The sequence below is a fragment of the Allomesorhizobium aridi genome, from assembly GCF_043769475.1.
Classification (GTDB): domain Bacteria; phylum Pseudomonadota; class Alphaproteobacteria; order Rhizobiales; family Rhizobiaceae; genus Allomesorhizobium.
Genome location: NZ_CP171729.1, coordinates 5914708 through 5930533 on the forward strand (window position 1 = coordinate 5914708; position 15826 = coordinate 5930533).

6 protein-coding genes and 8 pseudogenes are annotated in these 15826 nt (G+C 60.8%); 6 read left to right on the forward strand and 8 right to left on the reverse strand.

Features of this window, described 5'->3' with window-relative positions:
- Positions 1–301 precede the first annotated feature (301 nt).
- The 3 genes and pseudogenes from ACG873_RS31215 to ACG873_RS31225 form a co-directional block, all read left to right on the forward strand.
- Positions 302–514: pseudogene (locus ACG873_RS31215) on the forward strand (hypothetical protein); the annotation flags it as partial.
- A pseudogene (locus ACG873_RS31220) lies at positions 514–1166 on the forward strand (RcgA family putative transporter); the annotation flags it as partial. The pseudogenes ACG873_RS31215 and ACG873_RS31220, both read left to right, overlap by 1 nt.
- Positions 1156–2163: an RcgR family putative quorum lactone hydrolase gene (locus tag ACG873_RS31225; RefSeq protein ID WP_394889802.1), complete on the forward strand. Its 1008-nt coding sequence runs from the start codon at positions 1156–1158 to the stop codon at positions 2161–2163. The pseudogene ACG873_RS31220 and the gene ACG873_RS31225, both read left to right, overlap by 11 nt.
- A 177-nt stretch (positions 2164–2340) precedes the next feature.
- Here ACG873_RS31225 and ACG873_RS31230 read toward each other — a convergent pair.
- The 3 pseudogenes from ACG873_RS31230 to ACG873_RS31240 all read right to left on the reverse strand — a co-directional run.
- A pseudogene (locus tag ACG873_RS31230) lies at positions 2341–2484 on the reverse strand (IS256 family transposase); the annotation flags it as partial.
- A gap of 41 nt (positions 2485–2525) precedes the next feature.
- Positions 2526–2798: pseudogene (locus tag ACG873_RS31235) on the reverse strand (DDE-type integrase/transposase/recombinase); the annotation flags it as partial.
- 340 nt (positions 2799–3138) lie between these two features.
- Positions 3139–3833, reverse strand: a pseudogene (locus ACG873_RS31240) (IS6 family transposase).
- Between ACG873_RS31240 and ACG873_RS31245 the strand changes: the two are divergent.
- Both ACG873_RS31245 and ACG873_RS31250 read left to right on the forward strand, forming a co-directional pair.
- Positions 3780–3962, forward strand: coding sequence for a hypothetical protein (locus tag ACG873_RS31245; protein WP_394893835.1), 183 nt, complete (start codon positions 3780–3782; stop codon positions 3960–3962). The pseudogene ACG873_RS31240 and the gene ACG873_RS31245 overlap by 54 nt on opposite strands.
- Positions 3963–4043: 81 nt before the next feature.
- A pseudogene (locus tag ACG873_RS31250) lies at positions 4044–4266 on the forward strand (IS66 family transposase); the annotation flags it as partial.
- 31 nt (positions 4267–4297) lie between these two features.
- On the opposite strand, the gene ACG873_RS31255 reads toward ACG873_RS31250, so the two are convergent.
- From ACG873_RS31255 to ACG873_RS31265, 3 genes and pseudogenes are all read right to left on the reverse strand, one after another.
- Complete coding sequence (locus tag ACG873_RS31255; protein ID WP_394889804.1) at positions 4298–7822, reverse strand: indolepyruvate ferredoxin oxidoreductase family protein; 3525 nt, start codon at positions 7820–7822, stop codon at positions 4298–4300.
- Between the two features lie 1379 nt (positions 7823–9201).
- Positions 9202–9459 (reverse strand): hypothetical protein, encoded by a 258-nt coding sequence (locus tag ACG873_RS31260; RefSeq protein ID WP_394893836.1) that lies wholly within the window; start codon positions 9457–9459, stop codon positions 9202–9204.
- Between the two features lie 364 nt (positions 9460–9823).
- Positions 9824–10192 (reverse strand): annotated as a pseudogene (locus ACG873_RS31265) (transposase); the annotation flags it as partial.
- Between the two features lie 10 nt (positions 10193–10202).
- On the opposite strand from ACG873_RS31265, the pseudogene ACG873_RS31270 reads away from it, so the two are divergent.
- A pseudogene (locus ACG873_RS31270) lies at positions 10203–10691 on the forward strand (IS5 family transposase); the annotation flags it as partial.
- A gap of 99 nt (positions 10692–10790) precedes the next feature.
- On the opposite strand, the gene ACG873_RS31275 reads toward ACG873_RS31270, so the two are convergent.
- Positions 10791–14132 carry a Ulp1 family isopeptidase gene (locus ACG873_RS31275; protein ID WP_394889806.1) on the reverse strand — a complete coding sequence of 1114 codons (3342 nt, stop codon included), beginning with the start codon at positions 14130–14132 and terminating at the stop codon, positions 10791–10793.
- Positions 14132–15745, reverse strand: a complete 1614-nt coding sequence (locus ACG873_RS31280; protein ID WP_394889808.1) for a hypothetical protein — start codon at positions 15743–15745, stop codon at positions 14132–14134. Before ACG873_RS31280 ends, ACG873_RS31275 begins: the two co-directional genes overlap by 1 nt.
- Between the last annotated feature and the right edge of the window lie 81 nt (positions 15746–15826).

Below are 15826 nucleotides of genomic sequence, written 5' to 3' on the forward strand. Positions count from 1 at the left end.
GCCAAGCGTCGGGATCCGCCGACTGTCTGTTCCACAGCAAAGGCAGTGCTGTCTCCTCAGAATCTCTGTGGCCAGTGCTTCTCACCCTTTCCGGCGCATTGGGAGCCTTCGGGTTTGCGCTTTTGGCGGGATCGCTGAGTGGTATTTTGCAGGCGATTGTCCCGCAGGCGCAGCGCATGGGATTCGCCCTCGGCTCTCCCTCTTTAATCAGGCTCGGCCTTCGGTTGCAGTCTCAAATCTTTCCACCTTCATAATCTGGCCTCTCGAGGCGATACTTACGGCAATGGAAAACGATCCTGTAGAGAGCCGCGATATCGGCAGCTTCACCGTAGAGATAGCGCCTGCGGCGGTTTCGTCAGACGAGGCGATGCATGAGCTGGTCAGGGATAGTTTGACGAGCGCGTTCGGCGATCGACGCGCTGTCACGCACCAGGCCGACGGCGGGCTGTCTGTTCAAGGAGCGGTCGTTCTCAGAAGCGGGCAGGGCGAGCGGCTGACTGGCGATGACAAGGCCCTGAGGTCATATCGGTGCCAGAAGCGGTCGTATTCATGGGGCTCGCTTACCTATACATGTGCCTGTGCTTTTATCTGTTCTTCGTAGGTCTCATTTGCTCTATACGGTGATCCATGATCTTTGGAGGATTGGAGAAGCAGCGAATAATCGGCCGGAAGTGGATTATCAACACGAGCACAACGAAGCCAGCCTCAGAGTGATGCGTAGAATTTTTCGGTGTACTGTTTTGGGGGTTCTGATCGTCATAGTCATGAAGGTCCAGAGTGCTTACCTGACATCGCGTGGAGAGAATATTGTGGCTTGGTTGGTCGGCGATATGTCTTCCGCCTTCCATGGGCGCAATGATGTGAGCGCCGGGATCAGCTATCGTAGGCCGACCCATTACAGTAGCCTTCTTATCGCTATTTCGACCTGTGTTGTTTTTCTCTATGGTTCCATCCGATTAGGTGTCGGAGGTCGATTTCATGCGCCTTTATGGAAGATGTCGGCGGTCGTGGCGTTACTCGTGGCTCGCTACTTGCTGATCGATGCATTTGCTGGCTTTTCGATCCTTCTGGGCATTGGAGTGCTGCTCGCGATATACAGCCTGCTTGATCCAGGGTTTGGTCGATGGCGAGCAAGTGAGTTAGGAAACGATCAGAGTGTATCATAGTTGGCTTGATCGTTGGGATGAGCGACGGGCGCGACGCGGTGAGGAAGGGAAGAAACCAACGGATTTCGTCCTTGCCGCGGAACGCGCCTTTCCAGGTGCGAAGAAGATAACAAGTATCAAGGAATTCTGTGGCCTTGCGGACCAGGCTGTGGCTGATCCAGCCTTTTTCGATGAGCCGAGCGGGGGCGATCAGGGTTTTGAAAGGCAAGACGGATGGCTCAAATTTCCATCGGACATTTCTACTGATATCGAACAGAACAATGTCGTCTTGGCGAAAATCACAGAAAGCGGGTCGTTCGATCAGGCGATGGTGATTTTTCACCATTGGAATGCAAGCGCCTGGAATCGTCAGATTGCCAACTTTTTCTCGCAGCGTGGTATCACGGTTGTCGAGATTGCTATGCCGTATCACTTCGAACGCAGCCGTCCCGGCTCCGTGCACGCCGACTATATGCTTAGCCCTAATCTCGGTCGAACGATCCAATCTGTAAGGCAGGCAGTGTTGGATGGGCGAAAACTCATACGTTGGTTGAAAAGCGAAGGCTATCGAGAGATTTCGGTTCTCGGAATGAGCTTAGGTTCCTGGGTTGCGGCCATAGTCGCGGCACACGACTTGGCTGTGTCAAAAGCCTCGTTGTTTCTGACGGCGGGGAGTCTAGCGGATATGGTTTGGACGGGCCGGGCGACACGATCGATACGCGATAGCCTTGAGCCTGAGATTGAGCTGACCGATCTCAGAAGGGCCTGGGGTCCACTTAACTTGGAGAATTACGCGCATAGTTTGGCACGGCCGGATCTCGATCTACACGTCGTGCTGGCTAAGAGAGACAAAGTGGTGTTGCCAGAGCTATCGGAGAGGTTCATGCGGAGGCTGAAGGACGCCGGGGCTAGGCCAAATATTTTGGAATTAAACTGTGGTCACTATTCGCTCGCCATGCCGCCTTACATTTTGTTGGCCGGTTTGAGCTTGAAGCGGTTACTAAGGCGCGGCCGTTGAGCGGTTTCTGTCGTATGCTGACAAGTCGGCCCGGCGAGCATGAGTTTGGCGTTGGCCGGTCAGTTCACCAGCAAATTCTCTGGTAGGCGTCACGAGACGAAAGTGATGATTCTGGGGTCGCCCCCTAACCGCTTGTGCACGGGACTGTCAGGAATGTTGTGCGCGAGGCCGGTTTCGTCACTGGCTGACGAACCTTTCGCCGAAGACGACGGCGAACTGGATCTTGGCCCCGAACCACTCGCGCGGCGGTCGCTTCCACTCCTCGGCCGCATGGTTCAGGACCAGATATAACAGCTTCATAGCGGCATCGTCATTGGGAAAGGATTTCGCCATAGGCTGGGTCCATGAAACGATCGCCTTCCCTGGCCACAGTCGATGACGAGGCGATCCGGTCGGCCCTGAAGAAGCGTTTGGCCGGCGGCAGGTCGCGCTGCTGGCTGAAATAGAATTCGACTGTGTCTCCGACGCTGTCGATGGCGCGATAGATTACCTCCAGCGATGGACGGTCGTGTGATCGACCGTAATACCCCGCTCGACCATCATCTCCTCAAGATCACGCAGGCTCAAATTGTAGGCCTGGTACCAGCGCGCGCAAAGCAGGATCACAGATGGCTCGAACTGCGGCCTTTGAACATCACAATCCTCTGAAATGGTTGAAGCATCCGCCTTGCCTCTCGCGAGTAACGAAAACGTTGCAACACATCCCGATCAGCAGCTCACGCCAGCTCGGCACACTCTCCGCACGCCAATGGAAACCGATCAGTTCCTTCTTGCCTGTCGTGCCGACAGTACCAGCACGCGTGCTGCGCCTTCTCGCGAGGGAAGTCCTCGCCGGCGATGGCGGGATCATCATCCGCCACGGCATCTCCTCCCACCCACCCGTCCGGGTGGTAAGGCGCTCGGCGCCACCGATAGTTCGTGACGGCGATGTCACGTTGTCTGGCTATGAACGCGCTGAGAGCTGCGGCGCTGTTGTCAGCTGACCACGGTTACGGCTTTCCAATCCGCCATGGCCTGCAGGCGGTGAATATGTGTGGCGAGAGCGGAGCGTTTTGAGCGAGGTGGAACGAAGAGGTTGCGCAGAGCCGAGAAGATCGAGACGAAACGCTGCAGGCCTCCTGGCGACCGGAAGCCCTGCATCACCCGCTCTCGTTTTCGCAGCGGCACATGGGAATTCTCGGCGCGGTTGTTCAATCCTTTGGGTGACCGGTGCTCGACGTCCGGCATCACCTGACGCTTGGCCGCTCCATACGAGCGCAGCTTGTCAGTGATCATGCGCTGCGGTGCGACGCCCCGTTTCTTCAATAGGCGCGTCAGCAATCGCTTGGCCGCCTTGGTGTTGCGGCGGTTCTGGACGATCTCGTCGAGGACATAGCCGTCCTGATCGACGGCGCGCCATAGCCAGTGTTTTCGGCCAGCAATGGTGATGACGACTTCGTCCAGGTGCCAGATGTCATCGCGGCTCGGCTGCTTGCGGCGCAAGCGGCGAGCATAATCGGGCCCGAACTTCTTGCCCCAGCGGCGGATCGTTTCGTGGGAGACCACGATGGCGCGCTCCAGCAGCATTTCCTCGACCAGACGCAGGCTCAAGGGGAACCGGTAGTAGAGCCAGACGCATGGGCGATGATCTGCGGCGGGAAACGATGGCGCTTGTAGCTGATGGCAGGCATTGTCATGCCGCCGTCCCTATGCCGCAAATGCTGACGCAGGTTTACGTGACAACACCAAAACAAGTGCTCAAGAGAAAACCCGCCGCGCTGGCGGCGCGACGGATTGATCGGGCGTTGCAGTCGTCATGAAACGCTGGGCCCACCCCTTTGCCGACCGATGTTCCAGGAGATACCCTCGCGCTGAACCACGCCAGAAACCTTATGTCCGCGTTCGGCGGTGTCGATCCGCCCGCCGGGCTGTTTCATCATTCGCGACCGGCGTGGCGAACATCCACGGGCGCATCTTGGCACCTGGTCCGGGATCCTGCAGGCCGACGCCTATGGCGGCTATGGCGAACGCTACGATCGCCGGGGCCGGTACTCGAAGCAGGTTCCGCATGCGCGCCGCAAATTGTTCGAGCTCGCCGGGAGCCAAGCTTTGCCACAATCGCCTAAAAGAGGATCATGCGCGTACCGGGGCAATCTTACGTTAAGGTCGGATTGTAGAGGGTTATACTTGCCACAGAAAGCGGCTTGTTCCGCCTTTCCGGCTCCGGTTTCGCCTCTGCGCTTTCAAGGCGCGCCAGAAGCCGGGCCCGCTCGCCCGCAGCCTTTTCCACGCTGGCCTGCTTGACGTGGCCGTAGCCGCGAATGAGAGCCGGGACTGACGCCAAGGCAGCCGCTGCCCCGATCTTCGCCGGCGTCAGGATGCGGGCGATGCGATCGACATCGGCCTCGTAGCGCGCCAGCAGATCGCGCTCCATCCGCCGCTCGGCGGAATAGCCGAACACATCGAGCGCCGATCCGCGCAGACCCTTCAGCGATGCGAGCAGGCGGAACGCCTTCATCATCCACGGCCCGAAACTTGATTTCTTCGGCTTTCCATCCGCGCCGCGCCGGCCCATGATCGGCGGCGCGAGGTGGAATTCCAGCCGGTCGTATTCCTGGAATTGCGCGGCCAGCTGGCGTTGGAACGAGCCGTCGGTGTAGAGGCGGGCGACTTCGTACTCGTCCTTGATCGCCATCAGCTTGAAAAGGTTTCTCGCCACGGCTTCGGTAACCGCGGTGGAGCCGGGTACTGCGGCCCGTTCGGCCCTGCGAACCGCGTCGATCTGATCGGCGTAACGCCTGGCATAGGCGGCGTTCTGATAGGCGGTGAGGAACTCCACGCGCCGCGCGACGATGTCGTCCAGCGATGGCGCGATGGCGACAGCGCCCTGTTCCGATTGGCCGAGCATTCCTTTGACAAAGTCAGGCTGATGCGCCGCCCGCCGTCCCCAGCGAAACGCCGCGAGGTTCATGGCGACCGCCTCGCCGTTGAGTTCGATGGCGCGCTCGATTGCCTCGGCCGACAGCGGCAGCCCGCCATGCTGGTAGGCAAAGCCCAGCATGAACATGTTGGCGCCGAGCGAACTGCCGAACAGGGCCGAGGCGGTGCGCGTGGCATCGAAGAAATGCGCCTTGGCGTCACCGGCGGCCTCGCGGATGGCCTTCTTCAGCCGCTCGACGGGCAGCGAAAAATCGGCCAAGCGTGCGAAATCGCCCGGCATGATCTCGGCGGTGTTGGCGACGAAGATCGTGTGGCCTTCGCGCACGGCGGCAAGCACCTTCTTGTTTCCCGACACGACGAGATCGCAGCCGAGCACCAGGTCGGCCTTGCCCGCCGAGACGCGGATGGCGTGGATATCCTCCGGGGTCCTTGCAATGCGGACATGCGAAAACACTGCCCCGCCCTTCTGCGCGAGGCCCGCCATGTCGATCATGCCGCAGCCCTTGCCTTCCAGATGCGCGGCCATGCCGAGAATGGCGCCGATCGTGACCACGCCAGTGCCGCCGACGCCGTCGATGATGGACGACCAGCCGTCACGGTCGAGCGCAAACTGTTGCGGTTCAGGCACGCCTTCCAGCGGATCGGATTTTCCGGCCATGCCTTCGGCCTTGCGGACTTTTGCGCCGTGCACGGTGACGAACGACGGACAGAAGCCGTTGACACAGGAAAAATCCTTGTTGCAGCTCGACTGGTCGATGCGGCGCTTGCGACCGAACTCGGTTTCCACCGGCTGGATCGACACGCAGTTCGACTGCACGCCGCAGTCGCCGCAGCCTTCGCAGACGAGTTCGTTGATGATGACGCGCTTGTCGGGATCCGGAAAGGTTCCGCGCTTGCGCCGGCGGCGCTTTTCGGCCGCGCAGGTCTGGTCGTAGAGCAGCACGGAGACGCCCTTCACCTCGCGCAACTGCCGCTGCACCAGGTCGAGATCGTCGCGGTGGTGAATGGTGGCGCCGGCCGGGAAAATTACACCGGCAGCGGCATACTTTCCCGGCTCGTCGGTTACGATGGCGATGCGCTCGACGCCCTCGGCGCGCACCTGGCTCGCGATCATGCCGACGGTCAGATTGCCTTCGTGCGGCTGTCCGCCGGTCATGGCGACGGCATCGTTGTAGAGGATCTTGTAGGTGATGTTCGCGCCCGAGGCGAGGGCGAAGCGAAGCGCCAGCGAGCCCGAATGGTTATAGGTGCCGTCGCCGAGATTCTGGAAAATGTGCTCGCGCGTCGAGAACGGCGCCTGGCCGATCCATTGTGCGCCCTCCCCGCCCATGGCGGTGAATCCCACCGTAGAGCGGTCCATCCACAGCGCCATGAAATGGCAGCCGATGCCGGCGGCGGCTATCGAGCCTTCCGGCACCTTGGTCGAGGAATTGTGCGGGCAGCCCGAGCAGAAGAACGGCGTACGTGCGCCGATATCTTTGGTGTCGGCGAGCATCGCCTGGAACTGCCTTAGCCGTGCGACCCGGGCCGAAATCTCCTCCGACGGGCCGATCGTCTTGACGATGCGCTCGCCGAGCGCGATCGCGATGTCATTCGGGTCGAGCGAGCCCTTGGCCGGAAACAGCCAGTCGCCGCGTTCATCCTTCTTGCCAATCACCACCGGCTGCATGGCGGTGTTGTAGAGGCTTTCGCGCAGCTGCACTTCGATCAGCGAGCGCTTCTCCTCGACGACGATCACCATCTCCAGGCCGCGCACAAAATCCGCAATGTGCTCGAAATCGAGCGGCCACGGGCAGCCGACCTTGAACAGCCGCACTCCGAGCTGCTTCGCGCGGGCTTCGTCGACGCCGATATCGTCGAGTGCCTGGCGTACATCGAGATAGCTCTTGCCGATCGTGATGATGCCGATCTTCGGATTGCGGCCGCCCGAATAGACGATCCGGTTCAAATCGTTGGCCTTGATGAAGGCCGCCGCCGCGGCGCGCTTGTGTTCGTGCAGTCGCGCTTCCTGGCCGAGCTGGTCGAGCTCGTGGCGGATGTTCAAGCCGCCGGGCGGCATGTCGAACTCCGGGATGACGATATTCAGCCGGTCGAGCGAGGCATCCACCGAAGCCGTCGATTCGATGTTGTCCTTGACGCATTTGATCGCCGCCCACGTGCCGGCGAAGCGCGACATGGCGTAGCCGTAGAGGCCGTATTCGATCAGTTCCTGCACGCCCGCCGGATTGAGGATAGGGATCATCGTATCGACGAACAGGAACTCGGTGGCGTGCGCGTTGCTGGACGATTCTGCCATGTGGTCGTCGCCCATCAGGGCGAGCACGCCGCCATGCTTCGATGACCCGGCGAGATTGGCGTGGCGGAAGACGTCGCCGGAGCGGTCGACGCCCGGCCCTTTGCCGTACCAGACCGAAAACACGCCGTCATATTTGCCTTCGCCCAGCAGTTCGGTCTGCTGCGTGCCCCAGCAGGCGGTGGCTGCAAGTTCCTCGTTCAGCCCCGGCTGGAAAACGATATTGGCGTTGGCAAGCTGCCGCTTGGCCTTCCAGAGCTGGAGGTCGAGACCGCCGAGCGGCGAGCCGCGATAGCCCGAGACGAAGCCGGCGGTGTTCAGCCCCGCGCGCCGGTCGCGCTCGCGCTGCATGAGAAGCATGCGCACGACCGCCTGCGCGCCCGACAGGAAGATGCGCTCCTTGGAAAGGTCGAACTTGTCGTCAAGCGCAACGTCGTGAAGCGTCATCTGCAATTCCTTCGACGCGACAGCTCAAATCGGGCGTCCGCGCCAGGCAAGTTTTGGCCGGAGTGTTGCGCGCACCAGCGCCGCTCGCCCTCTTCACGTGGCGCAGCAGTCAGGGTTCGATGTGCGCCAACGGAGTGGCCGGAAAGACCCGTCGCCCAAGGCATCGTCGGCACCGCGCGCTATGCGGGCGGAGGACGTCTCTCTATCTTGAGCCCCAGAGCGGATCCGCTCGACAACGGATCCGAACGATTGACTGCCTTCCCCCAGGAGCAACACTGGATTGCGAGCACGAACTGCTCGCTTCCCACGTGCTGTCGGCTCCTGCATCCCCATGCGCGATCTGCCGGGTCGACCAATGCCAGTCATATTCCATCTCCGATATAGGCAAGAATGCGCCCATTGTGTTGGGGCTGATGTCGCTCAGCCGTAGTGGATCAGGGCCCTGACCTGCGGGAGCTTGGTCCGCCTGTGTCACTGCTCTCTGTCCTGAGCAGAGACAGAGTGGAGGCTTGTTTGCTGCCTTTCACCGACACGGTTGTTCGCCCACTTACGCCGAAGATGAGCTGCCGCTGGAGCCTGCTCCGGCTAATGCATTAGGCAAACATGTCCGCAAACCTTTGGCTTCTGCGTCTGATCGCAGGGCGGTTACCAAGGTCAGCTTAGTCAATGCGGGGTAGTGCACATCGGACGAGCCACCAATTGACCATACATGACGATACGCACTCCTATGTTTCGCATTGAGTTCAGGCTGGCTTGGCGTGGCAGGTCTAGACCGCCTGGCTGACGATTAGCTGACGAAGGGCTTCTCGGGACGCAAAAATCCGACCTGGCTCAAGCGTTAGCGATTGGGCTATCTGAGTTGGACGTGAAGGGAGCGCAGACGGAAATGTCAGGCGAGGGCTCGGGTCATAACTTTTCATTCCGCGATAGCGTGGACGCGATGGAGCGCTTTGAGCCGACTGGCGAACAGATTACGAAAGGTTGAGAGATCGAAGAAGCGCTGCAGGTTTTCCAGCGATGCTCGTGCGCTTTCGCAGCGGCTCGTGAGAATTCTCGGCCCGCTGTTAGGGCCTCTGTGCGCGCGCTCGACATCTGGGATGACCTGCCGTTTCGCCGCTGTGTAGGAGCGCAGCTGTCGGTACTGATGCGCCTTGGTGCCAGACCTGTTTCTTCAGCAGACTGGTGAGCAGGCGCCTAGCGGCCTCGGTACTGCGGCGATCCTGGACGTTCCCGTCGAGAACGTATCAGTCCTGCTCGACAGCCCGCCACAACCAATGTTTCTTACGCCAAACATCATTGGAGCTTGGCCGCTCTCTGCGGCCGAACGTACTCGGTGCCGTACTTTCTGCCCCAACGACGGGTCCTCTAGATGCCGTTGTCTAATCGCGCGTGCTCATCAAGTCCTTTTTGACATTGTTCAATCGACGGCCGGTGATCGTTCGACCGGACGACGCATTGAGACACAGGATATTGTGCGAAGCGCGCTGTTTCGTGTTGCGCCGCTGATTGACGTTTGCCGAGAGCACGGTTGTCTGCGCGGTCGATACTTGATCGCCGCATGATGGGTTTTCGCGGGAGGGATCTTCCTGTGTAATGGACGCAGTGTTGACGTGGCACACGTTCACCTGCAACAGCATCAGCGGAATGATCCGATCTACGTCCCGACATATGTGGACGGCTCCCTCCTTGCAAGATGTCGAGCGTTATTTTGATCGTATCGCTTGCGTGCATATGTCCGGCCTCACATGATGATTCTTCCGTCAACGGTTTTCTTATTTGTGATCCGAGGTGAGCTCTCTTCCTGCAGGGCCTGCCTGCTAACCTCACATCCGGCGGGATGATACCCAACCACTGTCCCGCATTCGGGACGGGAGAGCTCCAAAGGAACGGCACCACTCTGTGAAGACGGCACTGGAGCACCACGCCGGACAACGGCGACGTTCCCTCGGTCACCGGGCGGCTTTGCAGTCGCAGAGCTGCCCTATCTCGGAATTTATATACGGCGGGCTTCATGGTCGCTCCCTCGGGTACGACTCCATCGACGGCAAAGCGCCACAGAGCGATCAGCAACTTGCGAGCGAGGGCGACCACCATGACCTTGCGGACGCGGCGGCCAGTAGAGCCGGTGCGTTCCCGGAACCAGGCGGCCTGAGCAGCACCAGGCTGGTAGCGTTGCCAGAGCCAGGCCAGCTCCACCATCACCGTTCGAAGCCGCCGGTTCCCGGCCTTTCCGATCCCTTGCTCGCGTTCCACCCCACCACTGTTGTAAGGCGTCGCAGTAAGACCTGCATAAGATCCGAGCGCTTTGGCATTAGCGAAGCGACGGACGAAGGCCTCGCGGACCAATATTGTGGCACTTTGCACCCCCAATACCGCGCAGACTGCAGGCGTCATCGACAGCCAGTCAGTCAAGACCACGGAAAGCGGCGGAATTCGTGGGTTTGACGCCGGTAAGAAAGTGATGGGCCGCAAGCGCCATATCGTTGTCGACACACTCGGCCTGCTGGTGGGCCTCGTCATCCATGCCGCCGATATCCAGGACCGGGACGGCGCGCCGGTCGTCCTGAAATCGATCCTCAAACGCTGGCCGTGGCTGCGCCATATTTTCGCCGATGGCGGCTATGCCGGACCGAAGCTGAAAGGGGCATTGCAGAAGGTCGGCAAGTTCACGCTCGAAATCATCAAGCGCACGGACGCCATCAAGGGCTTCGAGGTGCTACCCCGCAGATGGGTGGTGGAGAGAACATTCGCTTGGCTCGGCAGATGCCGCAGACTGGCCAAGGACTTCGAACGAACCATCGCGTCCGCCGAAGTTTGGGTCTTCATCGCCCACATCCGCCTGCTCACGCGTCGCCTCGCAAGACCTTGAAATTGCACCAGTCGTTTTGATTCAGACACTCACCCGGTCTTCCGGGTGCAAAGGCGCCGACGCAACCGATAGTTGCGTCACTGCTCCTCCACCGCAAAGTCAACTTTTGCGTTCAGGGAGCCACGGCGCCTGGATTGGCTGATGGACACGGTCCGTTCGCGCATGCGGGGTCGAAATACCTCTTGGCGAAGAGGAGGCAGGCTCGTCATCCAGCAGTCGCCGGAGTTCCTCTGGGTCGAAGGCCATCATTGGTGGGGAGGCGGGTTCAGCATCCAACAGCTGCCGGGGCTCTTGCTCGTGCGGCAAGCGCCCTCTCAGCCGGTCTTGCAGCGCCGGCCGGTCGGCGACGAGCTTGTCGAGGGGCAGCGGCCCGTGGTCCGGCCGCTCCCCGTCGACCAATCGTCCAACCAGCGCCCACGTGCCGTCCACCACAAAGACGCCGCAATCATAATGGTTCGGCTGTCGGGCCATGCGGGCTGGCGCCAAGGTGGCGTTCAGCAGTCCTGCGAGCTGTCTTGCAGGCGCGTCGTTGTATCCCTCTCGCTGCAGGGAGTCGTAGTGATAGGCGAACCGCCTTTCCGGGTCGCGGCGATCAACGAGCAGCAGCGACCAATGGGTGCCGGGGCTGGTAGGAGTGCCATTGTTCACTGGCAAGAACAGGAAGTCGGCTGGGGCGTTGCTTTGATTATAGATGGACTGCAATGTGCCGCGCGCGTCTTGCGGCGCCATGTGACGCAGTAGATGGGATACCGACGGATCCACCAGCCGTGTCCGGGCGGCGAGCGTCGGATCGATCCCCTGCAGTTGCCCCTCCAGCAACTGGTAATCCCTCTGGATATGGGCGTCGCTCAGCCACTCGGTGGCGCCGAGCACCGACCCGTTGGCGACCTTGGACGCGGCTGTCGGATCGAACGCCCCGATCTGAGCATCGGAGGAACTGGTCGTTAGCGTCGTCACATCAACCACTGGAAGGCCGCGGTAGGTGTCTGGCAGCCCGGCGGTTGCTGGCGAGGCGGGTTGGCGAGCCCTTGCCGGTGGCGCTGGCGCAGCTTCACTCATCGGCGAAAGTCGACCGCGATGGATGAGCCGAACGTCATCGGGCCCTCCCGCCCCCGGGACGGCGGCGGACCCTGTCGCTTGCATCATCGGCTGCCACTCCGTCTCGCCGAGCATCTGCCGCTGCTCCAACTCCTCGCTCAACCACGCCATCGGTTCATCGTCCGAGGAGGTTGGCAGCGGAGAAAGCGCCAGCGGCGAGCCGGGCTGTCGAACGCCCTGGTGATAACCCGGTACTGGCCCGGGCGGATTGGAATTAACCGCTGCCTCAAAATCGCCGTAGGTTTCTGAGCGAGCCCTGACATAGTGCGCTGGCGCTGCTTCCGACGTTGGCCACATACTCCAATCAAAGTTGAGCGGCGTCTGCAGCGACCAGGTTGACGTGGACCTGGCAGGTGCCTGCCGTCCAGCTTGGACCATGTCCTGCGCCTGCTCAGGGGGAGACCCGGACCACGGTGGGCCGTCTACAACCATCAGTTCCTGATCGTAACCTTCCGGGCGGACCAATGGCCAAGTAACAGGTCCCGGCTGCGCAGCGGCGTCCCCGACGGAGGTCGCGACCGCATGCGGCGCCGCGGCGTCTTCGTACCCGCTCCCCTGCATCATTCGCTGCGCCTCCCATGGCGATGCACCCAGTTGATGGGTGGGGGCCGGCGTCAGCAGGCGACCACCTGAATTAGCGATCTCGCTCAGCTGCCGCTCGGCGGCAAGGCCTTGCGGATCGTCTAGGGTCCTCTGCCTTTTCGCTGGCCTCAACTCAGCTGTGTCATGCTCATCGTCGATGAAGGCCTCCTCGCTTGGCAGGCGGTTGCTCCAGGCAGGTGCACCCATCAGCTCGTCCGGGGACCGCTGGTGATTGGACTCTCCAGGATCCGGTGCCTCGTCATGGCGAGCGGCGGGCTCGAGAAATGACGACGGGCCGAGTGCGTCCATCAGCCCCGAACGGACATCCTGATCGTGCGCTTTCGCAGGCAGCTCCTTTGCCCAACTGCCAGCTTCCAGCGACGCGCTGTGCTGCGCAGCGGCGTCGCCGACCCGCCTCGACTCCATCGGTGCCGCATCTTCGGAATTGATGAGCGCCACGTTCTGGGTGGGACGATTCAGCTTAGCGCGGCCTGCGACGCCCGTCGACCGCAAGGTCCGGAGATGACCTATTGCCGTAACGAGTTTTCTGGGATCACCCTTTCCGATGAACTCGAGCACCTCACCGCCATCGGACAGCGACTTGCTGTTGAGCCGAGCAACAATGCTCGCTTTGTTATTTTCGAAAAGCCAGCGGCCAAAATTGCGAAGAATACGTACATTATTCTTGACGGTGAATTCGGCGGCATTATTCTTGATGAGAGCCTTCTCAAGCCCCAAAATGAGGGAAGCGTCCTGGGGATAGAGAGGCTGCTGCTTCCGAGGCCGCTGCTTCCTGCGAAGCCGAGTTGACTGAGCCGGTCGCAGCGCTGAGGACGACGGGCCGGCTTCGTCCATCAGCTCCAAACGCACATCCTGATCGTGGGCGGCCGCAGCAAGCTCCTTTGGCCAACTGCCAGCTTCGGGCGACGCGCTGTGCGGCGCAATCGCCTCGCCGACCCGCCTCGGCTCCATCAGTGCCGCATCTTCGGGATCAGGAACGGGGGGAATATGGCGCTCGCGCTCCATCGCTTTAGCGCCGGCCTGCGATTTTCGGAGATGAGCCAGTGCGGAACCGATGCTCCGATCATCGGCGCTCTCCTTATAGCCCTTCACATCTCCATCCAACGCCTTGCCGGAAAGCCGACCAGCAATGCCCTTCTTGTTGTTTTGACGCAGGTAGTCACTGAAGCTCCTAAGAGCAGTTGCATTCCTCCTGCCGCTATGTGTCGGGGCTTCGTTTTTATACTCTTCGATGAGAGCCGCGTCCTCCGGATGCGGCGTCAACTCAGCGCGGCCTGCGATCGGCACGACGCCCCCCGTCGACTGCGAGGTCCGGAGATGATCTATTGCCGTAAGGAGTGTCTTGGGATTACGCTTTCCGATGAACTCGCGCGCATCCTCGGTCAGGGACCCGTGGTCGAGCCGATCCTTAATGGGATCTTTGTTGTTTGCGAAGAGCCAGTGGCCAAAGCTGAGAAGAGAACCTACATAGGCCTGGACGGTGCGCTTGGAGGCGTTGCCCTTGATGAGGGCATCCTTAAGCCCTGAAATCAGCGGAGCATCCTCGGGATAAAGAGGCTGGTTCCTTGGCCGAGTTGACTGGGCCGGCTGCGGCGCCGAAGATGACGGGCCGGGTTCGTCCATCAGCTCCAAACGCACATCCTGTTCGTGGGCTGCCGCAGGAAGCTCATTTGGCCAACTGCCAGCTTCGGGCGACGCGCTGTGCGGCGCGATCGCCTCGCCGACCGGCCTCGGCTCCATCAGCGCCGCGTCGTCGGGATCAGGAACGGGGGAACACGGCGCTCGAGCTCCATCGCTTTAGCGCCGGCGTGCGAGTTTCGGAGATGAGCCAGTTCGGCACCGATGCTCTCATAACCAGCGGCGTCCTCCTTATAGCCCTTCACATCTCCATCCAACGCCTTGCCGGAAAGCCGACCAGCAATGCCCTTCTTGTTGTTTTGACGCAGGTAGTCACTGAAGCTCCTAAGAGCAGTTGCATTCCTCCTGCCGCTATGTGTCGGGGCTTCGTTTTTGTACTCTTCGATGAGAGCCGCGTCCTCCGGATGCGGCGTCAACTCAGCGCGGCCTGCGATCGGCACGATTCCGCCCGTCGACTGCGAGGTCCGGAGATGATCTATTGCCGTAAGGAGTGTCTTGGGATTACGTTTTCCGATGAACTCGCGCGCATCCTCAGTCAGGGACCCGTGGTCGAGCCGATCCTTAATGGGATCTTTGTTGTTGTTGTTTGCGAAGAGCCAGCGGCCAAAGCTGAGAAGAGAACCTACATAGGCCTTGACGGTGAGCTCGGAGGCGTTGCCCTTAATGAGGGCATCCTTAAGCCCTGAAATCAGCGGAGCATCCTCGGGATAAAGAGGCTGGTTCCTTGGCCGAGTTGACTGGGCCGGCTGCGGCGCCGAAGATGACGGGCCGGGTTCGTCCATCAGCTCCAAACGCACATCCTGTTCGTGGGCTGCCGCAGGAAGCTCATTTGGCCAAATGCCAGCTTCGGGCGACGCGCTGTGCGGCGCAATCGCCTCGCCGACCCGCCTCGGCTCCATCAGCGCCGCGTCGTCGGGATCAGGAACGGAGGGAATATGGCGCTCGAGCTCCATCGCTTTAGCGCCGGCGTACGAGTTTCGGAGATGGGCCAGTGCGGCAACGATGCTCCGATCATCGGCGCTCTCCTTATAGCCCTTGACATCTCCATCCAACGCCTTGCCGGAAAGCCGACCAGCAATGCCCTTCTTGTTGTTTTTACGCAGGTAATCACTGAAGCTCCTAAGAGCAGTTGCATTCCTCCTGCCGCTATGTGTCGGGGCTTCGTTTTTATACTCTTCGATGAGAGCCGCGTCCTCCGGATGCGGCGTCAACTCAGCGCGGCCTGCGATCGGCACGACGCCCCCCGTCGACTGCGAGGTCCGGAGATGATCTATTGCCGTAAGGAGTTTCGCCGAATCGCCCTTTCCGATGAACTCGCGCGCATCCTCCGTCAGGGACCCGTGGTCGAGCCGATCCTTAATGGGATCTTTGTTGTGTGCGAAGAGCCAGTGGCCAAAGCTGAGAAGAGAACCTACATAGGCCTGGACGGTGCGCTTGGAGGCATTGCCCTTGCTGAGGGCGTCCTCAAGCCCCGAAATAAGCGGACCATCCTCGGGATGAAGAGGGCGCTTCTTGAGCGTTTTAAATTGAGTTGACCGAGCCGGCTGCGGCGCCGAGCCGGCCGGCATTGCTCCACCACCTCCACCTGAATTGGCGATCTCGCTCAGTTGCCGCTCAAACGCCGCCGCACCTGCGGGCGGAGCCGCACGTGAGCTCTCTTGCAGGCCGGTCCTGTTCAATTGTCCGCGCACCCGCTTGGTTGAGGTGAAATCCATCCGTTCTCACTTTCAGCAATATAAGCCCGTTTGAAGCTGGGCTTGGATCTGACATAGGGAAGCTGTCGAGAACCTGACGAC

What these genes read in the sequence shown, in the direction of transcription:
- ACG873_RS31280 (WP_394889808.1), bottom strand. Translation starts at nt 15,745, where the DNA reads ATGGATTTCACCTCAACCAAGCGGGTGCGCGGACAATTGAACAGGACC.
- ACG873_RS31245 (WP_394893835.1), top strand. Translation starts at nt 3,780, where the DNA reads ATGGGCGATGATCTGCGGCGGGAAACGATGGCGCTTGTAGCTGATGGC.
- ACG873_RS31275 (WP_394889806.1), bottom strand. Translation starts at nt 14,132, where the DNA reads ATGGAGCCGAGGCCGGTCGGCGAGGCGATCGCGCCGCACAGCGCGTCG.
- ACG873_RS31260 (WP_394893836.1), bottom strand. Translation starts at nt 9,459, where the DNA reads ATGCTGTTGCAGGTGAACGTGTGCCACGTCAACACTGCGTCCATTACA.
- ACG873_RS31255 (WP_394889804.1), bottom strand. Translation starts at nt 7,822, where the DNA reads ATGACGCTTCACGACGTTGCGCTTGACGACAAGTTCGACCTTTCCAAG.